Origin of the sequence: Halomonas sp. A020 (assembly GCF_027943625.1) — a bacterium.
Classification (GTDB): Bacteria; Pseudomonadota; Gammaproteobacteria; order Pseudomonadales; family Halomonadaceae; genus Vreelandella; species Vreelandella piezotolerans.
The window spans coordinates 2,176,191-2,200,060 of record NZ_AP022850.1; the positions used below are offsets into that span (position 1 = coordinate 2,176,191).

18 protein-coding genes are annotated in these 23,870 nt (G+C 57.5%); 5 read left to right on the forward strand and 13 right to left on the reverse strand.

Features of this window, described 5'->3' with window-relative positions; translation table 11 throughout:
* Nucleotides 1-53: 53 nt before the first annotated feature.
* Genes nirD through FRH_RS10110 form a run of 3 tightly spaced genes read right to left on the reverse strand, consistent with a single transcriptional unit; the run spans nucleotide 54 to nucleotide 4,307 of the window.
* Nucleotides 54-428 carry a nitrite reductase small subunit NirD gene (gene nirD / locus FRH_RS10100; protein WP_153842204.1) on the reverse strand — a complete coding sequence of 125 codons (375 nt, stop codon included), beginning with the start codon at nucleotides 426-428 and terminating at the stop codon, nucleotides 54-56.
* Between the two features lie 28 nt (nucleotides 429-456).
* Nucleotides 457-2,982, reverse strand: a complete 2,526-nt coding sequence (gene nirB / locus FRH_RS10105; RefSeq protein ID WP_281996810.1) for a nitrite reductase large subunit NirB — start codon at nucleotides 2,980-2,982, stop codon at nucleotides 457-459.
* A 17-nt stretch (nucleotides 2,983-2,999) separates the two neighbouring features.
* Nucleotides 3,000-4,307: an FAD-dependent oxidoreductase gene (locus tag FRH_RS10110; protein ID WP_281996811.1), complete on the reverse strand. Its 1,308-nt coding sequence runs from the start codon at nucleotides 4,305-4,307 to the stop codon at nucleotides 3,000-3,002.
* A gap of 634 nt (nucleotides 4,308-4,941) precedes the next feature.
* Here FRH_RS10110 and FRH_RS10115 point away from each other — a divergent pair.
* From FRH_RS10115 to arfA, 3 genes are all read left to right on the forward strand, one after another.
* Nucleotides 4,942-7,665, forward strand: coding sequence for a nitrate reductase (locus FRH_RS10115; RefSeq protein WP_281996812.1), 2,724 nt, complete (start codon nucleotides 4,942-4,944; stop codon nucleotides 7,663-7,665).
* Nucleotides 7,625-8,509: a uroporphyrinogen-III C-methyltransferase gene (cobA, locus tag FRH_RS10120; protein ID WP_139525229.1), complete on the forward strand. Its 885-nt coding sequence runs from the start codon at nucleotides 7,625-7,627 to the stop codon at nucleotides 8,507-8,509. The genes FRH_RS10115 and cobA overlap by 41 nt, the downstream gene beginning before the upstream one ends.
* Before the next feature lie 307 nt (nucleotides 8,510-8,816).
* A complete protein-coding gene (arfA, locus tag FRH_RS10125; protein ID WP_074210948.1) occupies nucleotides 8,817-8,966 on the forward strand; it encodes an alternative ribosome rescue factor ArfA in 150 nt (49 codons plus the stop codon).
* A 99-nt stretch (nucleotides 8,967-9,065) separates the two neighbouring features.
* Here the strand turns inward: arfA and FRH_RS10130 are convergent, their stop codons facing one another.
* Nucleotides 9,066-9,782 (reverse strand): response regulator transcription factor, encoded by a 717-nt coding sequence (locus FRH_RS10130; RefSeq protein ID WP_139525230.1) that lies wholly within the window; start codon nucleotides 9,780-9,782, stop codon nucleotides 9,066-9,068.
* A 155-nt stretch (nucleotides 9,783-9,937) separates the two neighbouring features.
* Between FRH_RS10130 and FRH_RS10135 the strand changes: the two genes are divergently transcribed.
* Entirely contained in the window at nucleotides 9,938-10,444 is a 507-nt protein-coding gene (locus tag FRH_RS10135; protein WP_281996813.1) for a molybdopterin-dependent oxidoreductase, read from the forward strand.
* A gap of 25 nt (nucleotides 10,445-10,469) precedes the next feature.
* Complete coding sequence (locus FRH_RS10140; protein ID WP_281996814.1) at nucleotides 10,470-12,725, forward strand: ATP-binding protein; 2,256 nt, start codon at nucleotides 10,470-10,472, stop codon at nucleotides 12,723-12,725.
* 78 nt (nucleotides 12,726-12,803) lie between these two features.
* Here FRH_RS10140 and FRH_RS10145 read toward each other — a convergent pair whose 3' ends face one another.
* The 9 genes from FRH_RS10145 to FRH_RS10185 form a co-directional block, all read right to left on the reverse strand.
* On the reverse strand, nucleotides 12,804-13,955 hold the full coding sequence (locus FRH_RS10145) for an EAL domain-containing response regulator (RefSeq protein ID WP_153842208.1): 1,152 nt from the start codon (nucleotides 13,953-13,955) through the stop codon (nucleotides 12,804-12,806).
* A 166-nt stretch (nucleotides 13,956-14,121) separates the two neighbouring features.
* Nucleotides 14,122-15,804 carry a methyl-accepting chemotaxis protein gene (locus FRH_RS10150; RefSeq protein ID WP_153842209.1) on the reverse strand — a complete coding sequence of 561 codons (1,683 nt, stop codon included), beginning with the start codon at nucleotides 15,802-15,804 and terminating at the stop codon, nucleotides 14,122-14,124.
* 133 nt (nucleotides 15,805-15,937) lie between these two features.
* The gene (locus tag FRH_RS10155) at nucleotides 15,938-17,776 is read right to left on the reverse strand and encodes an ABC transporter ATP-binding protein (protein ID WP_281996815.1); all 1,839 of its coding nucleotides are present in this window, start codon (nucleotides 17,774-17,776) and stop codon (nucleotides 15,938-15,940) included.
* Between the two features lie 106 nt (nucleotides 17,777-17,882).
* Nucleotides 17,883-19,490: a gamma-glutamyltransferase family protein gene (locus FRH_RS10160; protein ID WP_281996816.1), complete on the reverse strand. Its 1,608-nt coding sequence runs from the start codon at nucleotides 19,488-19,490 to the stop codon at nucleotides 17,883-17,885.
* Between the two features lie 32 nt (nucleotides 19,491-19,522).
* The gene (locus FRH_RS10165; protein WP_281996817.1) at nucleotides 19,523-21,028 is read right to left on the reverse strand and encodes a tripartite tricarboxylate transporter permease; all 1,506 of its coding nucleotides are present in this window, start codon (nucleotides 21,026-21,028) and stop codon (nucleotides 19,523-19,525) included.
* Between the two features lie 16 nt (nucleotides 21,029-21,044).
* Entirely contained in the window at nucleotides 21,045-21,515 is a 471-nt protein-coding gene (locus FRH_RS10170) for a tripartite tricarboxylate transporter TctB family protein (RefSeq protein ID WP_139525238.1), read from the reverse strand.
* Nucleotides 21,516-21,584: 69 nt separating this feature from the next.
* Entirely contained in the window at nucleotides 21,585-22,565 is a 981-nt protein-coding gene (locus FRH_RS10175) for a tripartite tricarboxylate transporter substrate binding protein (protein WP_281996818.1), read from the reverse strand.
* Between the two features lie 124 nt (nucleotides 22,566-22,689).
* The gene (locus FRH_RS10180; RefSeq protein ID WP_139525240.1) at nucleotides 22,690-23,220 is read right to left on the reverse strand and encodes a chromate transporter; all 531 of its coding nucleotides are present in this window, start codon (nucleotides 23,218-23,220) and stop codon (nucleotides 22,690-22,692) included.
* A complete protein-coding gene (locus FRH_RS10185) occupies nucleotides 23,217-23,774 on the reverse strand; it encodes a chromate transporter (RefSeq protein WP_139525241.1) in 558 nt (185 codons plus the stop codon). The genes FRH_RS10180 and FRH_RS10185 overlap by 4 nt, the downstream gene beginning before the upstream one ends.
* Between the last annotated feature and the right edge of the window lie 96 nt (nucleotides 23,775-23,870).

The following is a 23,870-nucleotide window of genomic DNA, read 5'->3' on the forward strand; positions in this document are numbered from 1 at the left end:
AGGCGGTGCGGCTGTTTGCATGGCAGGGTGGCGCTGTAGAAGCATGCGTTTGGCTAGCCTTCCACCCACACCTTATCTCCCTTGAAAGCGACGCGCCAAGTGCGCAGCTTTACCTCATCTTCTTCCAGGCATTGGCCATCCTCTAGGCGGAAGTGCTGTTTGTAGAGTGGCGAGGCCACGACGGGACTGCCTTTGATATCGCCGACGATGCCACGGGCAATCACATGGGCCTTCGAGAAAGGGTCGAAGTGATCCAGGGCATAGAGCTCTTGGGCGTGGCCGGGCAGATAGAACAGCGCCACTTGGGCTGGGCCTGCCGATGTCGTCAGCCATGCGGCGACGCCGGAAAACGCCACGAGGTCTGCTTTGGTGCAGAGCGGTTGCCAAGTAGCGTTGCGGTTCGTTGGTTTGAGTGCGGTGGCGGTCATGGTCATCCTCGATTCGGTGGTCACTGGATTACGCAGGGCGGAGCTGGCCGCGCTCCGACGTCATGATGATGGAGGGGTCGGGCCGCGTATCGTTGACGAAACTTCTAAAGCGCTTGAGCTTTTCGGGGTCGCTGATGGCGTTGGCCCACTCACACTGGTAGCTCTCCACCACGTGCTGCATTTGACGCTCCAGCTCGTCACCTAGGCCTAGGCTATCCTCCAGAATCACTTCTTTGAGGTAGTCGAGGCCACCTTCCAGGTTTTCCCGCCATACCGAGGTGCGCTGTAAGCGGTCGGCCGTACGCACGTAGAACATCAAAAAGCGGTCGATGGTGCGGTAGAGCTGTTCGTCATCCAAATCGGTGGCGAAGAGTTCCGCATGGCGCGGGCGCATGCCGCCGTTGCCGCACACGTAGAGGTTCCAGCCGTTTTCGGTGGCGATGATGCCGATGTCTTTGCTCTGCGCTTCGGCGCACTCCCGGGTACAGCCGGAAACGCCAAACTTGATCTTGTGCGGGGCACGCAGGCCCTTGTAGCGGTTCTCCAATTGAATCGCCATGCCCACGCTGTCCTGCACGCCGTAGCGACACCAGGTACTGCCGACGCAAGATTTCACGGTGCGCAGCGATTTGCCGTAAGCGTGGCCCGTCTCGAAGCCCGCCTCGATCAGTTCGCCCCAAATGGCCGGCAGGTCTTCCAGCCGCGCGCCGAACAGGTCGATGCGCTGCCCGCCGGTAATCTTGGTGTAGAGCTGATATTTCTGGGCCACCTGCCCGAGAACGACCAGTTTATCCGGGGTGATTTCACCGCCGGCAATGCGCGGCACCACCGAATAGGTGCCGTTTTTCTGCATATTGGCCATGAAGGTGTCGTTGGTATCCTGCAGCGGCACGTGGGCGGCATCGGTGATCGGCTCGTTGAAGCAGGAGGCGAGAATCGAGGCCACCGCCGGTTTGCAGATATCGCAGCCTAGTTGGTGCGTCTCGGCGTTGCCGTGCTTCTCCATCAGCTCGCTGAACGTCTTGATGCCTTCGACACGCACGATGTCGTAAAGCCCTTGGCGGGTATGGGCGAAGTGCTCGCAGATCGATGTATCCACCTCGACGCCGCGGGCCTCCAGTTCGTGGTCCACCACGCTTTTGAGCAGCGCCGCGCAGCCGCCGCAGCCGGTACTGGCTTTGGTCGCGCCTTTGACGCTGCCAAGATCCGCCGCGCCCGCGTCGATGGCGCTGCAGATGCTGCCTTTGGTCACGTTATGGCAGGAGCAAATCATCGCCGTGTCCGGCAGGGCATCCGGCCCCAGGGCTGGGGCGGCACCGCTTTGTTGCGGCAAAATGAGCGATGCGGGTTCCTTAGGCAGCTCGATACCGTTGGCGTAGTACTGCAGCAGCGTGTCATACACACTGTTATCGCCTACCAGCATGGCGCCCAGCAGCTTCTTACCGTCGCCCGTGACGACCAGTTTGCGGTAGACCTGGGTGAGCGGGTCGAGGTAGCGGAACATGCGGGCACCAGGGTGTTGGTTGCCATGGGCATCGCCAATGGAGCCGACATCCACACCCAACAGCTTGAGTTTGGTGCTCATGTCGGCACCGCTAAAACGGTCATCGCCCCCCGTTAGCGTGGCGACGGCCGTTTTGGCCATTTGGTAACCAGGGGCGACGAGGCCGAAGATACTCTGATTCCATAGCGCTACCTCGCCAATGGCGAAGATGTTCGGGTCGCTGGTGCGGCACTGGTCGTCGATCACCACGCCGCCGCGTTCGCCGATTCTCAAACCGCACTCTCGGGCGAGGCTGTCTTGCGGGCGAATACCGGCGGAGAAGACGATCAGGTCGGTTTCCAGCACCTTGTCGTCTTGGAAAACCATGCGTAGGCGGCTGGTGTCGCCGGGTTCGATACGTTGAGTCGCACGCTCGGTGAGGACCTGAACGCCCAGGGCTTCGATTTTCTCTCTGAGCAGCTCGCCGCCTTCGCTATCCACCTGCATGGGCATCAAACGCGGGGCGAATTCCACCACGGCGGTGTCCAGGTTCAGGCCGCGCAGCGCGTTGGCGGCTTCCAGGCCGAGCAAGCCGCCACCGACCACCACGCCGTTGGTGGCGTTTTTGGCCGCTGCCTGAATGGCATCCAGGTCATCCAGGGTGCGGTAGACCAAACAGCCGTCGCTGTCGTTGCCGGGAATGGGCGGTACGAAGGGAAAAGAGCCGGTGGCCAGCACGAGCTGGTCATAGGCGTAGTGGCCTTGTTCGGTCACCACCCGCTGCTGTTCGCGATCGATCGAGGTGACCGCTTCGCCGCTGCGTAGTCGAATGCCGTGGCTGCGGTAGTAATCGGCATCACACAGGGCCAGCGACTGTGCGTCGCGCCCGCTAAAGTACTCGGATAGATGCACCCGGTCGTAAGCGCGATGGCGCTCTTCGCCAAAGATAGTGACGTCAAACCCGGCCAGCGCGCCGCTTTCCACCAGCTGTTCGGCAAAATGGTGGCCGACCATGCCGTTACCTACAATGATCAGCGTTTGTTTGTTGGAAGACGTAGTGGGAGTAGACATTGTGTGATTCACCATAGCTAAGCCGCCTCACGGGGGAGAGATAAAGAGGGTGACGAGGTGTCGAGATGCGCATCGAGCGCCGTTTGGGCATCGGTGGCGCCAAACAGCAGCAGGTGGCGGCACGCGGTTAAATCGGTCGCGGCCAGCGCTTGCTCGAAGTACCAGGGGCCGTGGCGGGTATCGCCATACAGCACCGCGCCGACGAGGCGGCCTTGCTGGAGCAGTAAGCGGCAGTAGTCGCCGGTTTCCGGGTCTTGATAGCGAAGCTCTTCGTGCTTGGCGGCGGCCTCGGTGGGGCCAAAGGCAAACAGGCTGACACCGCTGACCTTGAGTTTGGTGGCCGTGGGGGCTTCTTGATACGCCGCGGGCGTTTCACCACACAGCACGGCGGCCAGCACGTCCACCTGCCGCCAAATCGGTTCCACCAGCCCGTAAGTGTGCTGCTCGAACTGGCAGCATTCGCCTAGCGCATGGATGTGGGCGTCGGAAGTGGTCAGGTGGCCGTCCACGACGATGGCGCGATCGCAGACGAGTCCACTCTGCTGTCCTAGCTCCGCATTCGGGGTAATGCCCGCCGCCACGATGACGCTATCGGCAGGGAGCTTTCGGCCATCGCTCAGGGTGACCGACTGCACCTCCCCGTGGCCGTTATCTTCCAAGGCGGCGAGCGATGCGCCGGTTTCAATGAGGATGCCGCGCTCGCGCAGCGTGGCTTCCAGCAACTGAGCGGCGGTGGTGTCTAGCTGACGGTTCATCAACCGATGACTGCGCTGCAAAACGCTGACGGTGAGCGCGCGTCCGCCCCGTTTGCGCAGCCCTTCGGCGGCTTCCAGCCCAAGCAAGCCGCCGCCAATCACCACGGCGTTGCCGCCTTGCCGAGCAATGGCTTCCAAGGCGCTGACGTCACGCAGGTCGCGAAACGTGTGAACACCGTCGAGCGTGATGCCGGGCACCGCTGGCAGCGCGGGGCGCGAGCCAGTGGCCAAGACCAAGCGGTCATAGCGTAACGTGTTGCCGCGATGTGTGATGAGCAGGCGGCGTTCGCGGTCGATGGCGGTCACGCGGTCGCCAAGTATCAGCGTGACGTCGTTATCGGCGTACCAGGAGGCGTCTTGCAGAGTGAGCGCCTCGGGCGCCAGTTCGCCTGCCAATAAAGGGGAGAGCAAAATACGGTTATAGGCAGGCACCGGCTCCTCACCCACCACCGTTATGCGGCTGGGGCGCTTTGGATGGTGAACCAGCGCGTCGAGTAGTCGCTGGCTCGCCATGCCATTACCGATGATGACGAGGTGGTCTGTCTGTGAGCACCGGGAAGCGATTTCCATGGGTAGCTCCTTTGGTTGAAGCATCATGTTCAGCAAATAAAAACGCCCCTGGCACAGCCCTCTCAAGAAGGGAGTGTCAGGGGCGTCGTTGCCCGTTGGCGTCGTCGATAACGCACAGCAACCGCCGTTGGTTGCCGAACTGTCTTATCCTAGTGGTCAGCAAAAAGCCCGCCAGCTCTTGCCGCAGGTGGATTTAATTCAGCTTAATCAGCGTATTAAGCGTTTTTGAGGATTCGGTGGGCCGCGCATAGTTGAGTGGGCGTGCCCTACTTTGGTGCTTGAGCGACGATTCATGCACCCCCTTTAGCCGCTTATTCGACAAAGAGCATTCCTTTAGCGAGTAATGAAAATACAAGCATGTTTATAAGCTATTGTTTTTATAATATTTAATGGTTTTAAGGCCGAGTGGGCGCAGGGTTTGCATTTGTTCAAGTAACAAGGAACAACGGCTCAGTGCAGGGTCTTTGCTCATAACGATCACAACCATAAATTGCGTCGAACAATACCAACGGCAGCAAATCACTGATGAGTACGGCACCGGGTAAATGGTGCCCCTGAGACAACGGCGTCCAGGCAGGCTTCTTTTGAAGCTGGCTTGGGCGCTTTTTGCTTTTTAACGCGGGAGGAAACTGCCATGCCACAGGTCAATCGGCTCGCCCGAACCACCTGCCCCTACTGCGGCGTCGGCTGCGGCGTGACTGCAACGCTTGAAAGCGGCCAGCTCATTGCCGTCGAGGGGGACCGCGAGCACCCAGCCAACTACGGCCGCCTATGTGTGAAAGGCACCGCGCTGCACGAAACGCTCGGCGCACAGGGGCGCTTGCTGATGCCCCGCGTGGATGGACAGGAGGTCTCCTGGGAGCAAGCACTCACCGTCACCGCCGAACGCTTGCAGGCCCAGCGCACTGCCCATGGCCCGCAGACGGTGGCGGCGTACTTATCCGGCCAGCTGCTGACCGAAGATTATTACGTCGCCAACAAGCTGTTCAAAGGTTTCTTGGGCACCCCGCATTTGGATACCAACTCGCGGCTCTGCATGGCGTCCGCCGTGGCGGGCTATAAACGCGCCTTTGGGGCCGATGCGGTACCCTGCAGCTATGAAGACCTCGAAGAAGCGGAACTGGTGGTGCTGGTGGGGTCCAACCTTGCCTGGAATCATCCGGTGCTCTATCAGCGTTTGAAGATAGCCAAAGAGCGCAACCCGTTGATGCGGGTCGTGGTGATCGACCCCCGCGTGACCGACACTTGTGAAATGGCCGATCTTTACCTGGGTATTCGTCCGGGTAGCGATGCGTACCTGTTCAACGGGCTGCTGGCGTGGATGGACGACCATAACCGATTGGATGCCGTGTACTTAGAACGCCACACCGAGGGGTTAGACGACGCGCTGGGCGCTGCCAAGCAGAGTGCAGGCAGCGTGGAAGCCGTTGCTCGCGAATGTGATGTGGATCCTGAACGCCTGGAAACCTTCTATTACTGGTTTGCCAGCCAGCTTCACGTGGTCACGCTCTACTCTCAGGGGGTGAATCAATCCTCCAGCGGTACCGACAAGTGCAACGCGATCATCAACTGCCATCTAGCGGGCGGAAAAATCGGCCTGCCGGGGGCGGGGCCGTTTTCGATCACCGGCCAGCCCAACGCCATGGGCGGGCGGGAAGTAGGCGGGTTGGCCAATCAGCTGGCGGCGCATATGGATTACCACACCCCGGGCGCGCGTGAGTTGGTTAGCCGCTTCTGGACTACCCAGCACTTAACGCCCGTACTACCGGACGCCCCGGGTTACAAGGCGGTGGAGCTCTTTGATGCCATCGAGCGCGGCGAGATTACCGCCCTGTGGGTGATGGCCACCAATCCAGCAGTGAGTATGCCGGATGGGGAGAAAGTGCGCCGTGCGCTGGCAAAATGCCCGCTGGTGATCGTCTCGGAGTGCGTCGCCAATACCGACCTGCTGCCCTTTGCGGATATCGTGCTGCCCGCGTCGGGCTGGTCGGAGAAGGATGGCACGGTGACCAACTCGGAGCGGCGCATTTCCCGCCAGCGGGGGTTGCTGCCGGCCCCTGGCGAGGCCAAGCACGACTGGTGGATACTCTGCGAAGTAGCAAAACGCTTAGGGTGGGGCGAAGCCTTCGATTACACCCAGCCATGGGAGATTTTCGATGAGCACGCGCGCCTTTCAGGCTATGAAAATAGCGGCGATACCCAGCGGCTATTCGACATCTCAGGGCTGGCAGGCCTGGGCCAATCGGCTTATGATGCGCTCGCTCCGATCCAGTGGCCCGTGACTCAGCAGGCCCCCCGTGGAACGGCAAGGCTGTTCGAAGATGGCCGGTTTGCGACGCCGAACGGTCGCGCGAAACTGCTGCCGATTACGCCGCGACCGCCGGCGCAGCCGCTGAGTGACGATTACCCGTTGCGCTTGAATACCGGGCGTATACGGGATCAGTGGCATACTATGACGCGTACCGCCCGTGCGCCGCGCTTGATGAACCACCGCGCCGAACCCTTCATCGAGCTGCACCCGGAGGATGCCGCCCAGGCGGGCTTAACGGATCAAAGCTTGGCCAAGTTGACCGCTGCCGCCGGGGAGTACCGTGGGCGGGTTCGGGTCTCCCACGCCCAACGCCGAGGCGAGGTGTTCGTGCCGATGCACTGGACCGACTGCTTTACCAAGCAGGGGCGCAGCGGCGCATTGATTCAGGGGTATACGGATCCGCTCTCCGGACAGCCGGAAGCCAAACAGGGGGCGGTGGCGGTGAGCAAACTTCCCGCTGCGTGGCAGGCGACGCTGCTGCTCGCCAACGGGTTGGATGCGCCATCGTCGCCGTGGTGTCGCAGCGATTACTGGGCGCGGATCCCGATGGCCAGCTGCACGCGGTGGCAGCTGGCGGATAGTCAGCCGGTCGCGGATTGGCTGGCGCAGGTGGCGGCGTGGTGCGGCGTGCCCGCTTCGCTGTGGTGTGACGACCCGGCAACCGGCAGGCTGCGGGCAGCGGGCGTGGTGAACGGTCGGCTTTGCTGGTGGCTGATGGTGGGACTCCCCGACGAGCTGCCGGGGCTAGCCTGGCTTGAAGCGCGCTTCAATGACGCTACCCTGGAGACACGGCACCGTAGACGCCTGCTGGCCGGATGCGACGATGGCGCTGTCGATACGGGGCCGGTGGTGTGTAGCTGCCACCAGGTCGGCCAAGCCTCTATCGTCAAGGCGATTCATGCAGGCGATACCAGCGTCGAAGCGTTAGGCGCACGATTGGCCTGCGGCACCCAGTGCGGCAGCTGCCTACCCGAACTAAAAGCGATACTCGAAGAGGAGCGGCCTCATGCGCGCGCTAAGCAAACAGCTAACACAGAAGTGGCCTGATGCGCTGTGGCGCCTGGCCCAGCGGGCGTGGGCGCCGTTGAGCCGCGATAACGCCCCACGCTTGCGCTTGCCGCTCAGCGGTGCCTGCCAGCCAGGCACCGTCTATTTGGTCGGCGCGGGTAGCGGCGATGTCGAATTGCTGACGCTCAAAGCCGCGCGACTGCTGATGCAGGCAGACGCGGTCGTGTATGACCGCCTGGTTGGGGACGACGTGTTGGGGCTCGTTCCGCCGGGCACCGAGCGCTACTACGTCGGCAAAGCCAGCGGGCATCACAGCATGCCCCAAGCGGAGATCGGTGCGCTGATCGTCTCCCTGGCCCAGGCAGGCAAGTCGGTGGTGCGGTTGAAGGGCGGCGATCCCGGCGTCTTCGGGCGTATGGGCGAAGAGCTTGCAGCCCTGGCAGAGGCGGGGCTGCCCGCCGAGATCGTGCCGGGCATTACCGCCGCCTCCGCCGCAGCGGCGGGGATGGGGATTCCGCTCACCGATCGCGGCCACGCCCAGCAGGTGCGTTTCATTACGGCGCAGCTATGCCGGGAAGGCGGGATGCCGGACTGGGCGTCGCTGGCGCGTCAGGACGAGACCCTGGTGTTCTACATGGGGCTTTCCAAAGTGGCGGCCATTTGCCATGGCTTGCGCCAAGCGGGTCTGCCCGATACGTGGCCCGTCATGCTGGTAGCCAACGCCAGCCAGCCCGAGCAGCAGTCACTGGTGGGCACGCTTTCCGACATACCCGAACGCCTCGCTGCTCGGCCGCTGCCATCGCCTTGCCTAATCATGGTGGGCAGCGTGGTGAGCATGGTGGCCCACAGCCCCGCCGCTCGACTCTCTCAAACGCAGTGCTGAAAGCAGCGTTGATAGCCGAGTCGTGTTCTTTTGCGAAGCGTTTAAAACGCTGGGGTTGAAGTCTTCAAAGGCTCTCCCCATATTCGTTAACATGCTATCAACCAGGCGGTGGAGAGGAGAGTCAGGAGTGCACGACGATGTCTCTAGGCGCGATGTTGGCCAGCAGCAGTACGGTCGGCCATTCGGCATCTCATGGGGCTTGTTGAAAACTACCGTGCTGGCAGGAACCGATGGCGACGCGAATGTTCATAGGAGCGAAGGCTTCCACTGCCCGGTTAAGCGTCTCTTAATAAACCAGGAGTATTCTATGAAAAAACACAAGGTTGGCGAAAACGCGCTCAAAGCGCAGTTACGTACCCCTATGTTCAAAATGCAGCAGCAAACGCCGAAGAAAGGGAAGGGCAGCTACTCTCGTAAAGGGCGTCATGCTCAAAGAGGGCATCGCCAAGCCGCTTGAACCAGCGTTTTGGCGATGCCTTCCCCAGGCATCGCTGCAGGCAATTTGCCAGTCTGCAGACTCTCATCAGCTTTTGGCCGACCGCTAGGTCGGCTTTTTTTAATTGGCGACTCGCTGTTCGACGGCAGAGGTGCTGCACACCTCCATACGGTAACCCGACTGATACACGCTGCGCAGGCGCAGCCCATGGCGACCATCTAGCTCCAATTTCCGGCGAAGACGGCTGACATGGGTATCTACCGTTCGTGTCGATACGTCACCTTTAATGCCCCAAACCAGCTCCAGCAAATGTGCACGGCTCAACAGCTCACCCACTTTGGAAAAAAACAGCGTGGCTAGGCGATATTCCCGCTCGGTTAGCTCCACGGCGTGACCGTCGACTTTGATCGTGTGCTCGTCGGTGTTGATCGCAAAAGCGCGCGGGCAGGAAACGGAGGGGCGGGGCGTATCGTAGCCGGCTCGACGGCCCAGTGCGCTAATGCGGGCTAAAAACTCTTTGGGGCGCAGCGGCTTCGCCAGAAAATCATCGGCGCCTTGTTCCAGTGCTTTAACGACGTCGTCTTCACCTTGGCTGGCGGTAATAAATAGAATGGGGCCACGCCAGCCGTCGTTTTGACGAAGGTGGCTTACCACGTCCATGCCGCACCCATCGGGCAGTCGCCAGTCGATAATCAGAAAGTCGAAGCGCTGCTCTTGCGTGGCGCGCCTGAGCTCACTTGCCCTAGCAAAAAGAGAGACCTGATGCCCTGCTGATAGCAAACACTGCTCAATAAATGCCTGTTGGTCGAGATCATCTTCCAGCACACCGATATGCATAGTGAGTTACCTATTTTTATCGTGTGATCAACCTCACACCATGGATGGAAAACTCATGCGTTAATTCTAGTTTAGGTAGGGGGAACGACACAAAGGTTTACAGTTAACGCTTAAGTCGTAGCGCTATACTTCGTTCATCATTTAGGAGGTATAAAATGGCTAAGCGTCTGATTAATAAAACTCTTCTCGTTTTAGTGGGGACATGTGTCTTCAACGCTGCGCAAGCCCTCGATGCGCCTACTGGCACGGTGATTTTAGAAGTGGCGGGCAACATTTCCCAAACTAACGTCGGTGACGAAGCACATTTCGATAAAGCTATGCTGGAAGCATTGACGCAGCGTACCACGAACACTAGCACGCCTTGGCACGATGGGGTGGTGAGCTTTGAAGGGCCGTTGGGAAGGGCGTTATTGGAAGCTGTGGGGGCCGATGGCGAGCAGCTCAACGTCGTGGCGCTCAACGACTACTCCTCCAAGGTGCCGGTTAGCGATTTTTATGATCATGAGGTCATTTTAGCGATGCGCGCCGATGGGCAGCCGCTGAGAGTGCGCGATCATGGGCCGCTGTTCATCATTTATCCCTTCGATGAAACTCCTGCGCTGTTGAACGAAGAAGTCCTTACACGCTCCGTCTGGCAAATCAAGCGGATCGAGGTCAAGTAGTCGTCGCGATGTCTAGGTAAAGACCATGTTGCCTGTCTTGAAACACTACTTTTCGCGTCGTGTGAGGGTCGCGACGTTTTCAGCGATCCTCTTTTTTCTGTCGGCCATCATCACAGGCGGCGTGATTTTCCAGCGGCAACACGCCATCGAAAATCGGTTACTGGAAAACCTCGTATGGACGGGGTATCAGTTCGATAGGGAAGTGCGCGAGTTTCATTTGTTGCTGGTGGATAACCAAGTAGGCAGTGCGACGGCAGAAGACCTATTGCTACGCTTTGAAATACTGTTTAGTCGGAAAACGCTCTTCCAGCAGGGAGAGATAAATTTGGCGGTGTCTAAAATCGAGGGCGTCAATGCACTGGTCGAAAAAGCCGCCGCCGTGATTGATGACATCGACCGATTGATCGAGCCCCTTTGGGAGGATTCAAGCCGTTTAAATGACGAGATGATCCGTCGGGCAATCGACCATACGGCCCGTCTGCAACAAATGACAGGCTCTATCTTAATCGATACCAATGCGAGCGTTGCGCGACTGCGCACGTTAGAGCGGGAAAAGATGACCCAGCTTTATGGGTTAGCTTTGATCCTTCTGCTCTCGCTCATGCTATCGGGCGGTCTGCTAGTTCGCGCCCTGCTCATCGAAGGCAAAATCAGTATTCGCAAGGCCCAAGCGCTAGAGGTGAAGAGCCGAGAGCTAAAAGAGACGGCCAAGCGCGCTGAAATCGCCAGCCAAGCCAAATCCCAGTTCATGGCGGTAATGAGCCATGAGATTCGTACGCCCCTCAACGGCGTGGTCGGCATGGCCGATCTGCTGAGTGAAGAAGTGCATTCACCCCGAGGTTACGCGTATTTGTCGGCACTCAAACGCAGTGCCGAGAGTTTGCGCGCCGTGATCAACGATATTCTGGATTACACCAAAATCGAGAGCGGTCGGCTCGATTTGGACGCTCGCCCCTTCGATCTCCATGAGTGTATCGAAGCGCTTTGTACGGGGTATGTGCTGCAAGAGAAGAGTAAGCCGGTCGTGTTCAATTACTCCATCGACCCCTCGCTGCCTCGTTTCGTGGTCGGCGATATCGCTCGCCTTCGTCAAGTCATCATGAACCTGATCAACAATGCGCTGAAATTTACCGAGGAGGGCTCCGTGACGTTTCATGCGTCACCGGGGGAGGGGCATGACGTACTGTTCGAGGTCCAAGACACGGGATGCGGTATCGATGCAGAAGATCAAGCAAGACTGTTCTGCGCTTTTTCACAAGTAGATACGTCGATCGCGCGCCGTCACGAAGGCACGGGGCTTGGATTAGCTATCTGCAAACGGCTCGTTCATGCCATGGAGGGCGAGATCGGTGTCGCCAGCCAAGTAGGTTTGGGCAGCCGTTTCTGGTTTTCGGTCGCGCTACCGGCAACAGAGGGTTTGGAGGTCTATCATCGCAGCGAACAGCAAGCCACGCTGGTGGACGATCATCATATCCTGGTCGTGGAAGATAACCCGATCAACCAGACAGTGGCGAAAGTCATGCTGGAACAGCTCGGGCAGCGTGTCACGATTGCCGAGAATGGCCAGTCAGCGTTGCAGCAACTTCAAGAGGAGTATGCACTCATCGATCTCGTGTTGATGGATATGCAGATGCCGGTGTTGGATGGCCCTGACACGACGCTGCGCTGGCGGGCCTTCGAAAAGGAAAATGCTCTGCCGAGGCTTCCCATCGTGGCCATGACGGCCAACGTCATGCCCGAGCACCGTGAGCGCTGCTTCGAAAGCGGCATGGATGACATGATCAACAAACCGTTCACGCGAGAAGAACTGTATCAGTTGATTAGCCGCTTTGTTCCCAGCGCTAACGTCAGCATGGGGCGTCTTGAACGACATGGCAGCGACGTCAGCGAGCAAAAGGGCGCAGCAGTTTCCTTTGTAAGTGAGCGTGGTGTGCTGGACCTGCTAGATCGCAAAATATGTGCCGAGCTGCAGGAAGCGTTTGACTCGGTATCGCTCAACGCGCTGCTGAACGCCTTTCTAGCTCGCTTAGAGGAGCGTCTGATTCGGCTTCGCGCATGTTGGCTTGCAGGGGACCATGAGTCATTACGTAAAGAGGCACACTCCCTCAAAGGGGCCGCCGCCTCGCTGGGCTGTGCTGCGATTGCTGAACAAGCCGCTCTTTTGGAAAAAGGCGCTCACCAGGAGAGTGATGCATCGATCGTGGAATTTTTAGATACGTTAGAAGCGCTGAAATTCACCACGCAGCAAGCCTTGTTGGATCATGGTTTGCTAGCCATATAGGAACTGCCGCTTCCAGAGTTGATTAAACGTCGCTTTGAAAGCAGCCGCTACATATTCGGTGGGTGAGGACGAAGCGCTTTAGGCCACCATCGTTTGGTGCCCTAACCACTTCTCGAACTGAGTGGGGGCAAGAGGGCGAGAGATGAAATAGCCTTGACCAACCGGACACTTTGCCTTGGTGAGTAGTGTCTGCTGCTCCGCGTTTTCGATACCTTCGGCCACGACACTCATTCCCAAACGCGCGCCTAGCTCGACGATGGAGAGCGTAATTGCCTGAGCGTTGGGCTCGCTGTCGATGAAAGAAACGAAACTTCGATCGAGTTTTAATTCATCGAACGGTAATCGGTAGAGCTGGGTCAGCGAAGAGTATCCGGTACCGAAGTCGTCTAGGGCTAACTTGCACCCTCGTTTGCGCAGTTCGTCCAAAATGTGTCGAGCATACCCCAGACACTCTACGCCTACCGACTCCGTCAGCTCCAATGTGACCTTTGTCATATCGATAGGGTATTTGCCACAGAGCGTGTCGAACATGGACAGCATGTTTTCGGCTTTGATGAACGCGGCCGGCACATTGACGGCGATGCTCAGCGGCAGCCCCCGAGCGTGCCAATCGGCCAGCTGTGCAAAAGCGAGCTCTAGAATACACCACGTCAGGGGTACCATCAGCCCGCTTTTTTCAGCGAGAGGAATGAAGCTGTCGGGATAAATCGTCCCGCGCGTTGGATCTTCCCAGCGCACCAACGCTTCAGCCCCCACGACGATGCCAGTTGCCAGTGAGAGCTTAGGCTGCAGCGCAAGGCAAATATGCTGCTGCTTGATGGCCTGGGCTAATTCCCCCACCGAGGGTGGTTTCGGCGACGCCTCTATCTGTTCGATAAAGTCGCCAAGCCCGGTCATGAGCTTCGCTTTGGGGAGGAACCCCAACATCTTTAGCCCTTTAGCTTTACCTTCGGCAATCGCATGGGCGGCCGTTTCGTCCGAACAACTGCTCAGTAGCAAGATAGGGGCAAGAATCTTGAGATCATAGAGATAGTCGAGAATATCCAGCCCGGTAAAGTCACCCAAGCCAAAATCGAGCACGATTAGATGCGTGTTGAGAAGGCCAGGTTGGCGCGCCAGTTCTCCTAGACAACCGGCGGTGGCGACATCAAACCCATGTCGGCTCAGCAGCATTTTTCCAAGCAACTGTATATCGACGTCATCATCGATCACTAACGCACTGGGAGGCATGATGTGTCCTTGCATATAAGAAGCGTTTGTAGGGCAGTGGTGTCAGTGTTTCTCAACAAACGCATGGCCAGTCCCGGCAGCGCAAAAGCGCCTTCGGGGGCCAGGGGAGAAACCCGAAGACGCATGGAAACGCCGTTAATTCAAACGAGAAGTATCATTGATGACATTAGAAAGACTCCCATTGAGGGGCTGGGCGACTCACTAAATTCTTAGGCACTGTAGTTGATAAAGGTAGTGTGCGTTTCATTGTTTGATCAAGTAAGGCTTGACGCTTCGAATCAACGTTCGAATCACTGTGGCTCAATTTGAAGGAGCCCACCAGCGTACTGAGTCGATCTGCCTGCTCGCGCAGTTCCGCAGCGGCAGCGCTAGACTCCTCCACCATCGATGCATTGTGCTGCGTCATGCTATCGAGTTCGTTCACCGCGTCATTGACTTGACCAATGCCCACGCTTTGCTCTTTTGCCCCGGCACTGATTTCTGCCACCACATCGGCAACCCGCTCGATGCTTTGCATCATGCTGTGCAGCGTGTCGCTGGCGGCTTTTACTTGCGAGACGCCGGAGTGGGTGCGTTCCGCCGACGTGCTAATGAGCTCGGAAATGCTCTTCGACGCTTCACTCGTGCGGCTTGCCAGGATGCGTACCTCTTGTGCCACCACGGCAAAGCCTCTGCCATGCTCTCCTGCTCTGGCTGCTTCGACCGAGGCGTTGAGAGCCAATATATTGGTTTGAAAGGCAATGCTTTCGATCATGGTGACGATGTCACTGATCTGGCCGGACGACTCGCTAATGCTGCCCATGGTTTTCTGAACGCCCTGCATGGCATTCAAACCTTGATGGGCAATGTCTCGGGTCGATAGCGCTAGCTGGTTCGCTTGCTGGGCAGCGTCGGATGCGTTATTCACTACGGCGGCAATTTGCTCCATGGAGGCAGACGTTTGTTGTAAGTTTGCAGCCGCTTGCTCGGTACGTGTGGCCAGTTCTTGGCTGCCTTTAGCGATTTCCGTTGACGCGTGCTGTAAGCTAATCGTGCTGCTGCTGACGGATTGCAGGGTCTCATCGATACGCTGGATAAAGGCGTTGAACGCTACCGCCAGTTCTCCCAGCTCATCTTTACGCTGATTATGAATACGCGCGGTTAAATCGCCATCGCCATCGGTAATTTCTTTAATTCGGAAGCTCACTTGTCGTATCGCTTTAGACATCAATTTAGGGCCGATGAAAGCAATCAATAAGACAACTAAAAAGACGATGCCCGAAAAAGCGAGTGTCGCTGTTTGTTGCGCTTTGATTCTGTTTAATACGGTCGTTTCTGCCTCTATTGTTGCCCGTTCAATGCTTTGGTCAGAGATGTCGTACAGTTCGCGAAGGCGCTCGAAACTCTCGAGGGAGCTACCCGATAATGCAGTTAAAGCGGCTTCGATATTTCCCGCATTATATAATTCAAAGACCCGTTGGCTCTCTACCCTCCAGCTGTCATAAAGAGGTTCAAAGTTTTGCAGGTGTTCTGTGAGTAAAGGGTAGTTTTGCATTTTCTGAGCATACACTTGCATTCTGTCATAGGCTTGTTGTGCATTCTCTTCATAGCTTGCAAGCAGTTCAGTACTTTTTTCGGAGCTCGGCTCCGTCAATACGTATTCCATTTGCGCTACACGCGCTTGGTATAAGTCGCGATCGGCATTGAGCGTCGCCGACATGGCAGGAATGTAGTTTTCGATAAACGTATTGAGTCGGCCTTTGACCATGTTGACGAGCATCGCATCGGCAATGACGACCGCTAAGAGCGATAAAGCGACAACGATAAAAGCAGCCGCGTATTTAAAGCTGATTTTGTGAATGGTTTTCATTTTGCAGCACCCCCGTGCCTTTTTTGGGATGCTCCAACTATACGATTAGATAAAAGGGCTGGCGATAACGGACAAGCCGGTGTCACTATTGTTTACGTTTGAACAATGGCTCGGGGTAAAGTGTGAATATTTGTCATTGATACCCTTCTGCCTGCAAACGAAACAGCGCCGCATAGCGCCCGTTCGTCTCCATGAGCGTGTCATGGGTACCGCGCTCGATGATGCGCCCTTGGTCGATGACGATGATGTGGTCGGCGCTGCGGACGGTCGAGAAACGATGGGAGATCAGAATCGTCATCTTGTCGCGGCTGTGATCACGAAAGCGGGCAAAGACATCCGCCTCTGCGGCGGCATCCATCGCGGCGGTGGGCTCGTCCAGTACCAGTATATCGGCCTCTTGGCGCATGTAAGCGCGGGATAGTGCTACTTTCTGCCACTGTCCGCCCGAGAGCTCTTGGCCATTTTTGAACCAGCGTCCAAGCTGGGTGTGGTAGCCATCGGGCATGCGAGCGATGAAACCATCGGCTAGGCCATCTTTGGCGGCCTGTTGCCAGCGCTGTTGATCATCGAAGGCCGCGATGTCTCCTACCCCAAGGTTTTCACCCACGCTTAGCTGGTAACGTACGAAATCTTGAAAAATGACCCCCACTCTTGCTCTGAGCGTTTGGGTATCCCAGTCGTTGAGATCGCTGCCATCCAGCAAGATGCGTCCCCGGGTCGGTCGGTAAAGCCGCGTCAATAGTTTGATCAGCGTTGTTTTGCCCGAGCCATTTTCGCCCACCAAGGCAAGGCTACTGCCGGGAGGGATATGCAACGAAATATCGTGCAACACGTCATGGCCACCGGGGTAGGCAAAGCTCACCTGCTCGAAACGCAGACCGTCGCCCTGCACGGCACCTTGGGTCACATGGCCAGCGTCGGCTTCGGTGGGCTGTTCCAGGTATTCATACAAGTTGGAAAGGTAGAGGTTATCTTCGTACATGCCGCTAACGGCGGTGAGACTGGCCGACAGCGCACTTTGGCCTTGCTTGAAAACCATTAAGTACATGGTCATCTGCCCGAGTGTTAGCGCGCCGACAACGGTTTCGACGACGACCCAACCATAGGCCGCGTAGAACGTTAGCGTTCCGAGTAGGCCCAGCACGAAGCCCCAGCTTTCACGGCGCAACGTCAAGCGGCGGTCTTCGCCATAGAGCTGATGAAAAATATCCCGGTAGCGCTGCAGGAAACGCGACTCCAAACCGAACAGTTTGACCTCTTTGATGCTATCCTCTCGGGCCAGTACGGTTTCTAGGTACATCTGCATGCGGGTTTGCGGTGAACGCCAGCGAAATAGCCGGAAAGCATCGCCAGAGAATTTCGCTTCCGAGAAAAATACCGGTAGCGCGCCCACCACCAAGATCAGTAGCGCCCAGGGTGAAAACTGCACCAGTAGAAAAGCAAAGCTGCCAAGTGAAATGGCATTCTGCAGCAGCCCAAAGGTTTTGTTGACCAATGCCAGTGGGCGGGTCGAGGCCTCTCTCCGAGCCCGAGTGAGCTGGTCGTAAAGCTCTGAGTCTTCAAACTGGCTAAGCGATAGGGTGCCCGCTTTTTCCAGAATCATGACGTTCACTTTCTGACCGAGCAATGCCCTTAACAGCGACTGTTGGGCCGAGAGACCACGCTGGGCTAACGCCATCAACGCAATGATAGCGCCTTCGAGCGCTACTAGGCCCAGTACCGGCATTAGCGTTACCCATACATCCGGTTGACGGGCCGCCTCATAACTCTCCATGGCCGCCAACACGCCATCGACGATCAGTTGACCCACATAGGCGGCCACCGCGGGCAGCACGCCTGCCACCAGCGTACAAAGCGCCAAGCCCAGCATCATCCAGCGTGAGGTTTCCCATACCAGAAACAGAGCACGGCGACTGTAGCGAAACACGCTGAAAAAGCGATTAAACGGGGAAGAAGAAGGAGAGTACGGCATCGTGGCGTAGCAGCATCAATTCAATAGGCTGCCATGATGCGGTGCTTTGGCGTTGATAGCCAGCCTGCTGCCTTTACTCGGGCAGCAGGTGATGAGCTGAAAAGCACTATAGCGGCAGCACTGCCCCATCGGTGCGGGGTTCAGTGCCGCCCTGCAGCACGCCAGTAACAGGGTCGCGGAGAATGATTTGACCACGGCCAAAGCTGATGGAGTCGGCTACCTTGACGATCTTATGGCCGCGCCGGGCGAGCGCCAGCGCCAAGTGGTTGGGGAAGTCGGCTTCCACCTCGACCGTTCTACCCGTGGTCCATTTCCAGCGCGGCATGTCCAGCGCAGCTTGCGGATTCAACTGATCCTCGATCATTGACGTGACCACTTGCACCTGACCCTGGGGCTGCATATAACCGCCCATCACACCAAAGGGCCCAACGGCCTGATCATCTTTGGTGATGAAGCCCGGAATGATGGTGTGATAAGTGCGCTTGCCGGGGGCCAGTGCATTGGCATGTTCAGGATCTAGCGAGAACGACCAACCGCGGTTTTGTAGGCTAATCCCGGTGCCGGGTACTACCATGCCAGAACCAAAGCCTTTGAAGTTACTCTGGATGAACGACACCATATTGCCATCGTCGTCCGCGGTGGCGAGATAAACGGTGCCTCCCTGTAATGGGTTGCCGTGGGCAGGATCCACCGCGTGTTCACCGATCAGCGCCGCGCGTGCCTTGAGGTAAGCATCGTCGAGCATTTGCTCGGTGGTAGGCACCATCTCACTGCGTTCGGTGATGTGTTTGAAGCCATCCATATAGGCAAGCTTGGTGGCTTCGATCCGACGATGCAGGGTTTCAACGGCATCCCCTGGGCACGGGTCTAACCGTTCCAGCATGCCGAGTGCCTGCAGCACGATCATGCCGCTGCCGTTGGGCGGAATTTCCCAAATATCGTGGCCCTGATAACGCACACTGATCGGGTCGACCCACTCGGGCTGATACGCCGCTAAATCCTCTTTACGAATCAAACCACCGTGCTCGCGGGAGAACGCATCGATGGCTTCAGCCAGCTCACCACGGTAAAACGCCTCGGCCTTGGTAACCGCAATGGCAGATAAGCTTTTTGCGTGGCCGGGTGACGACCATAGCTCGCCTGGACGCGGCGCACGGCCTTTGGGAGCAAAGGTATCGAACCAGGGCTTGAATGCCGCATCTGGGTAAGTGGCGTAGTTATGAAAGGCGTCTTCCCACATTTGATGGATCACTGGCGTCACGGCAAATCCCTCTTCCGCCAGTGCAATGGCCGGGGCGAGCAGATCGGCAAACGGCAGTTTGCCAAAGCGCTCGGAGAGTGCAGCCCAGGCGGCAGGGACGCCGGGCACGGTGACTGGTAACAAGCCGTGGTTGGGCATGGTGTCATGCCCCAGAGATTCGAGGGCCTCTATCGTGGCCGCCTGGGGGGCAGGCCCGCTGGCATTGAGACCGTGTAGCTTCCCATCGACCCATACGATCGCGAACGCGTCGCTGCCAATACCGTTCGAGGTCGGCTCCACGACGGTCAGTGCGGCAGCCGTGGCAATCGCGGCGTCAATGGCGTTGCCGCCCTGCTGCAACATAGTAATACCGACCTGAGCGGCAAGCGGTTGAGAAGTGGCGACCATGCCACGCTTGCCAAAAGTGGCCATACGCCGCGAGGCGCTAGGGTAATAGAGAGCGTCGTTATGCATGTTGTAGAATCCTTTGCGTCGATGAGTCATCACTATTGGGATGTCACGGGTTTTAGGCGTTTCAGTTTGCGGTCTTGATAGAGCGAGAAGACGACCGAAGCGACCGCCAACACTAAGAACAGGGCAGAGAGTGGCCGCGTGAGAAAGGTGAGCCAGTTAGGGTCGAGTTCGAGCGCCCGGAAAAGCTGCCGTTCCAAGTTATTGCCCAACACCACGCCGAGAATGAGCGGTGTGAGAGGAACCCCCGCCTTCCACAGCAAGTAGCCGACGATCCCGAAAATAAACAGCACCCAGATATCAAAGAGGTTGTTATTGAGTGCATAGGCGCCGATCGCGCAGAGCATCAGTACGACGGGCACCAATATTTGTTGCGGAATTAACGAAATTTTGGCGAACCAGCGCACCAGCAGCAGATTACACAGCACCATCACTACCGCACCGATCAAGAGGCTTGCATAGATGGCGCCGACCAAAACGGGGTTTTGCTCAAACATCATCGGGCCTGGCGTAATGCCGTGAAGAATCAGCACGCCCATCATGATGGCCATTGGGAGATCCCCCGGTATGCCCAGTGCTAACGTCGGCACGAACGCGCCGCCCGCTACTGCGCTATTGGAGGCCTCAGAGGCAACGATCCCGTTAGGCGTTCCGGTGCCAAACGTTTCAGGATGGCGGGAAAACTTTTTCGCCTGATCGTAGCTCACAAAGTTGGCAACGGTACCGCCGGTGCCCGGTAGCGCGCCGATTAGGCTGCCGATCAATGACGAGCGTAGGGTGTTGAGTTTTTGGCCCGCCATATCCCTCATGATCTGGCGGTAAGGAATGGCCACGTTCGTATCCACGCCCTTGCCGCCGTCAGGGCCGTCGCGCATTTTTTCGATATTGCCGAGCAGTTGGGAGAAGGCAAAGACGCCAATCATTACGGGTAGCATCTCAAATCCCGAGCTAAGCGCAGGCAGGTCAAAATCAAACCGCAGGTTACTGTTGCGGTCATAGCCGACGGTGGTAATCAACAAGCCTAGCGCGGCGGCCAAGAGGCCTTTCAAGAGCGCGCCATTCGATAACCCGGCTACTAGAGTAAGGGCAAAGAGAATCAGCGCGGTAATTTCCCAAGGGCGGAAATTCATGCTGAAACTGGCAATCAGCGGTCCAAAGAAGACCAGCACGGCCACGCTGATAATCGTGCCCAGAAAAGAGGCCATCACGCCAATGCCTAGGGCTCTGCCGGGTTCGCCCTTTTGGGCCAACGGATAGCCGTCATAAACGGTCGTTATCGATGAAGGTGTCCCCGGTATACCCAACATGACACCCGATACGATACCGCCTGAGTATCCGCCGACAAACACGCCGACCATGAGTGATACGCCGCTAACCGGGTCCATGGCAAAGGTGAAAGGGAAGACCACTAGAATGGCCATGGTCACGGTAAAGCCCGGGATGCTCCCCCCGACAATACCGAACAGCACGCCGAGGATGATCAAGCCCAGGACGGAGATGCTTCCGACCTCGCTGAGTGCTTGAAGAAAGAAATGAGTCATTGGTCGTTCCTCAGCGTTAGGGCAGCCATACGTTCAGGCCATAGCGGAAAATCACGAATACCAGCGGCACGAACGTGCAGCTGATCCCTAGGTTAATCAGCCATTTACGCTTGGTGTCGACGCCTAACAGCAAAGCAAAAGAGGCCACTAAAAAACCGATGGTGGCCACGATATAGCCCAGTAAGGGCAGCAGTACGGCATAAAGCCCAAACAGTATAAAGAGCGCTACGACGGACTTACGCCGCGCGAACCAACCGCTGATCTCCATTCGCCAGGACGCCACGGGAGCAACGCGGGTGAACAGAGAGCGGATCAGCAGCAAAAGCGATAAAAGCCCGATCGTGACGAGTAACATGCGTGGGAACAGGGCAGATCCATAAGGCTGCCAGCTTGTCGGCGGGCGAATGGAGCTCGACTCCACCCACATGACAGCCACCATTACAAGCAGCGCGAGCGCCAGCGCGCGGTCTTTGGTAAGCGTTAGCATTAGCATAGCCTCCAGGTGCTCCCAGGCGCGTTGCCCTGGGAGCATGAGCGAGAAATGACGTCGAAACGCTTAGTTTTGGAAATCGATGTTTTCAGCCGCCGCCGAAAGCGCCGCCTCGTTTTCCTCTAAGAACGCTTGGTAATCCTCGCCTGCCAGGAAGCGTACAACCGAGCCGAACTCATTCTCGATTCGGCTTTGTACTTGCTCCTCCTCCAGTGCTTGACCATAGGCCTCTGCGACGGCATTCAGTACCTCTTGAGGTGTGTCTTTGGGCGCAAAGATACCGCGACTGGTGGAGTGATCCATCTCGATACCTTGCTCCCGAAGGGTCGCTACATCCGGCATGCTGTCTAAACGCTCGGGATGCGCAATCCCGAGAGGCTTGAACGTACCATCTTCATAAAAAGCGCCCCCAGAAGGCAGGTTGAACATGGCAAAGTCCACTTCCTCTGCCATCAATGCCGATACTTGTTGGCCAGTGTCGGGGTAGCCCACTAGACGAACATCGGCCATATCGATGCCAGCCTCTTGGAAAAACTGTGCCCAAAAGAAATGATCGGTAGAGCTTGGAATCATGCTGAAACGAACTTGGCCTGGGTTTTCGCGTACGTAGTCAGCAATATCTGCCGCGCTCTCTACGGGGTGTCCGGCATACGTGGTTGGAATATTGATGGTTTGTGTGAGTAGGGCGATGGGCTCAAACGCGTCGTAGGAGTAATCGACGGTACCGGCGAGCTTTGAAAGCGCAATGGTGTCATGGCTGCCCAGCAGCGTGTAGCCATCGGGCGTGGCGTCCTTGACGTTGCGTGACCCAAGCGTTGCGCCCGCCCCGGCCATATTCACCGGAACGATCGAAGCACCTAAGTGCTGCTCTGCTTCTTGTGATACCAAACGGAAAATAATATCCGTGGCACCACCGGGCCCATAAGGAATGATCAAACGAATATCCTGCTCGGGATAATCCGCGTGGGCAGTGGATAGGAGCGCCAGGCTGGACGTCAGCCCAATGGCGGCGAGTGTGGTACTTAGAGCAAGTTTAGAACGCGTCATTTTTATACACCTTTTTGATGGAGTTGGTGTGGTGATCCGCTGCGTCAAGCAGCGGTGAGGTGAGCGCGTGGTCCCATTTTGGGTTCTTATTGTCTGCAGTGAATCGTCTTTAGTGCACAACAGGTCAACCGAGAAAGAGCCCTCCATAAACCAAGGCGCCGATAACGACAAAGGCGGGGTGAGTGTTAAAGCGCACCAGGGCAAGAGCCGCCACGACACCCAAGAGCAGTGTGTGGAGTGCGCCGCTTGCGTCGATACTTTCCATAAAAAAGCCGAGGGTGAGCCACGCCATCATCATGGCGATAACGGGGCGTACCCACTGACTCATGCGCTTGACGCGCGGGGAGTCGCGGTGGCGATATAGAAGCCCGAGTGCGCCAAGCATGAGCAGCAGTGAAGGAACTACCGTGGCGGCCACGGCGACGAATGCGCCGCCGATGCCCGCTACCTCGTAACCTACATAGCCCGCCATTTTGGTGGCGATGGGGCTAGGCAGCGCGTTGCCAAGGGCTAGGGTTTCGGCAAAACCTTGTGAAGTCATCCAGCCATAGCGGCCGACGACCTCGGCTTCAATAAGCGGAATGATGGCAGGACCGCCGCCATAACCAATGATGTTGGGGATGAAAAACGCTAGAAATAGATCCCAGTAAATCATGCGGTGCCCTCCACGTGTTTCTTACGCGAAGGGCGTAGCAGTGCCGTGAGTAGAATGGCTCCAATGACCCAGCCAGGGTGCACGCCGAGCCAGTAAATCACCGCACCCGACGCGACCGCCATCACAATGCTGACCCACCAGCCAAGGGCGGCTTTGGACTTATCGAAGAAGTCCCAGGTCAGTTGCGCCATCATGACCATGACCACGGGAATGACCGCTTGCCCCATACCGCGAATCCAGGCGACGTCGCGGTAGCGGCTAAAAATGCCAAGCATCACGATCATGGCCACGATCATGGGCAGAATGACGGCGATCACCGCGGCAGCACAGCCGCTGATGCCCGCGACTCGATAGCCGATATAGCCGGGCATTTTGGTCGCGATAGGCCCGGGTAGGGTATTGCCAATGGCCAACACATCGGCAAACTCTTCATCCGTCAGCCACTGGTGGCGTGTCACGACTTCCGCTCTGACCAGCGGTATCATGGCCGGGCCGCCGCCAAAACCGAAAATACCGACGCGGAAAAAAGCCCAAAAGAGTGCAGTTTGCTTCATGCAGGCAGCGCCTGTAAGGAGATCGATGAGGTCAACAGCATAAATGTCCCTATTTATCGTTTGTTGGTTAAAAAATCGATTATTTTGTCTAAAATA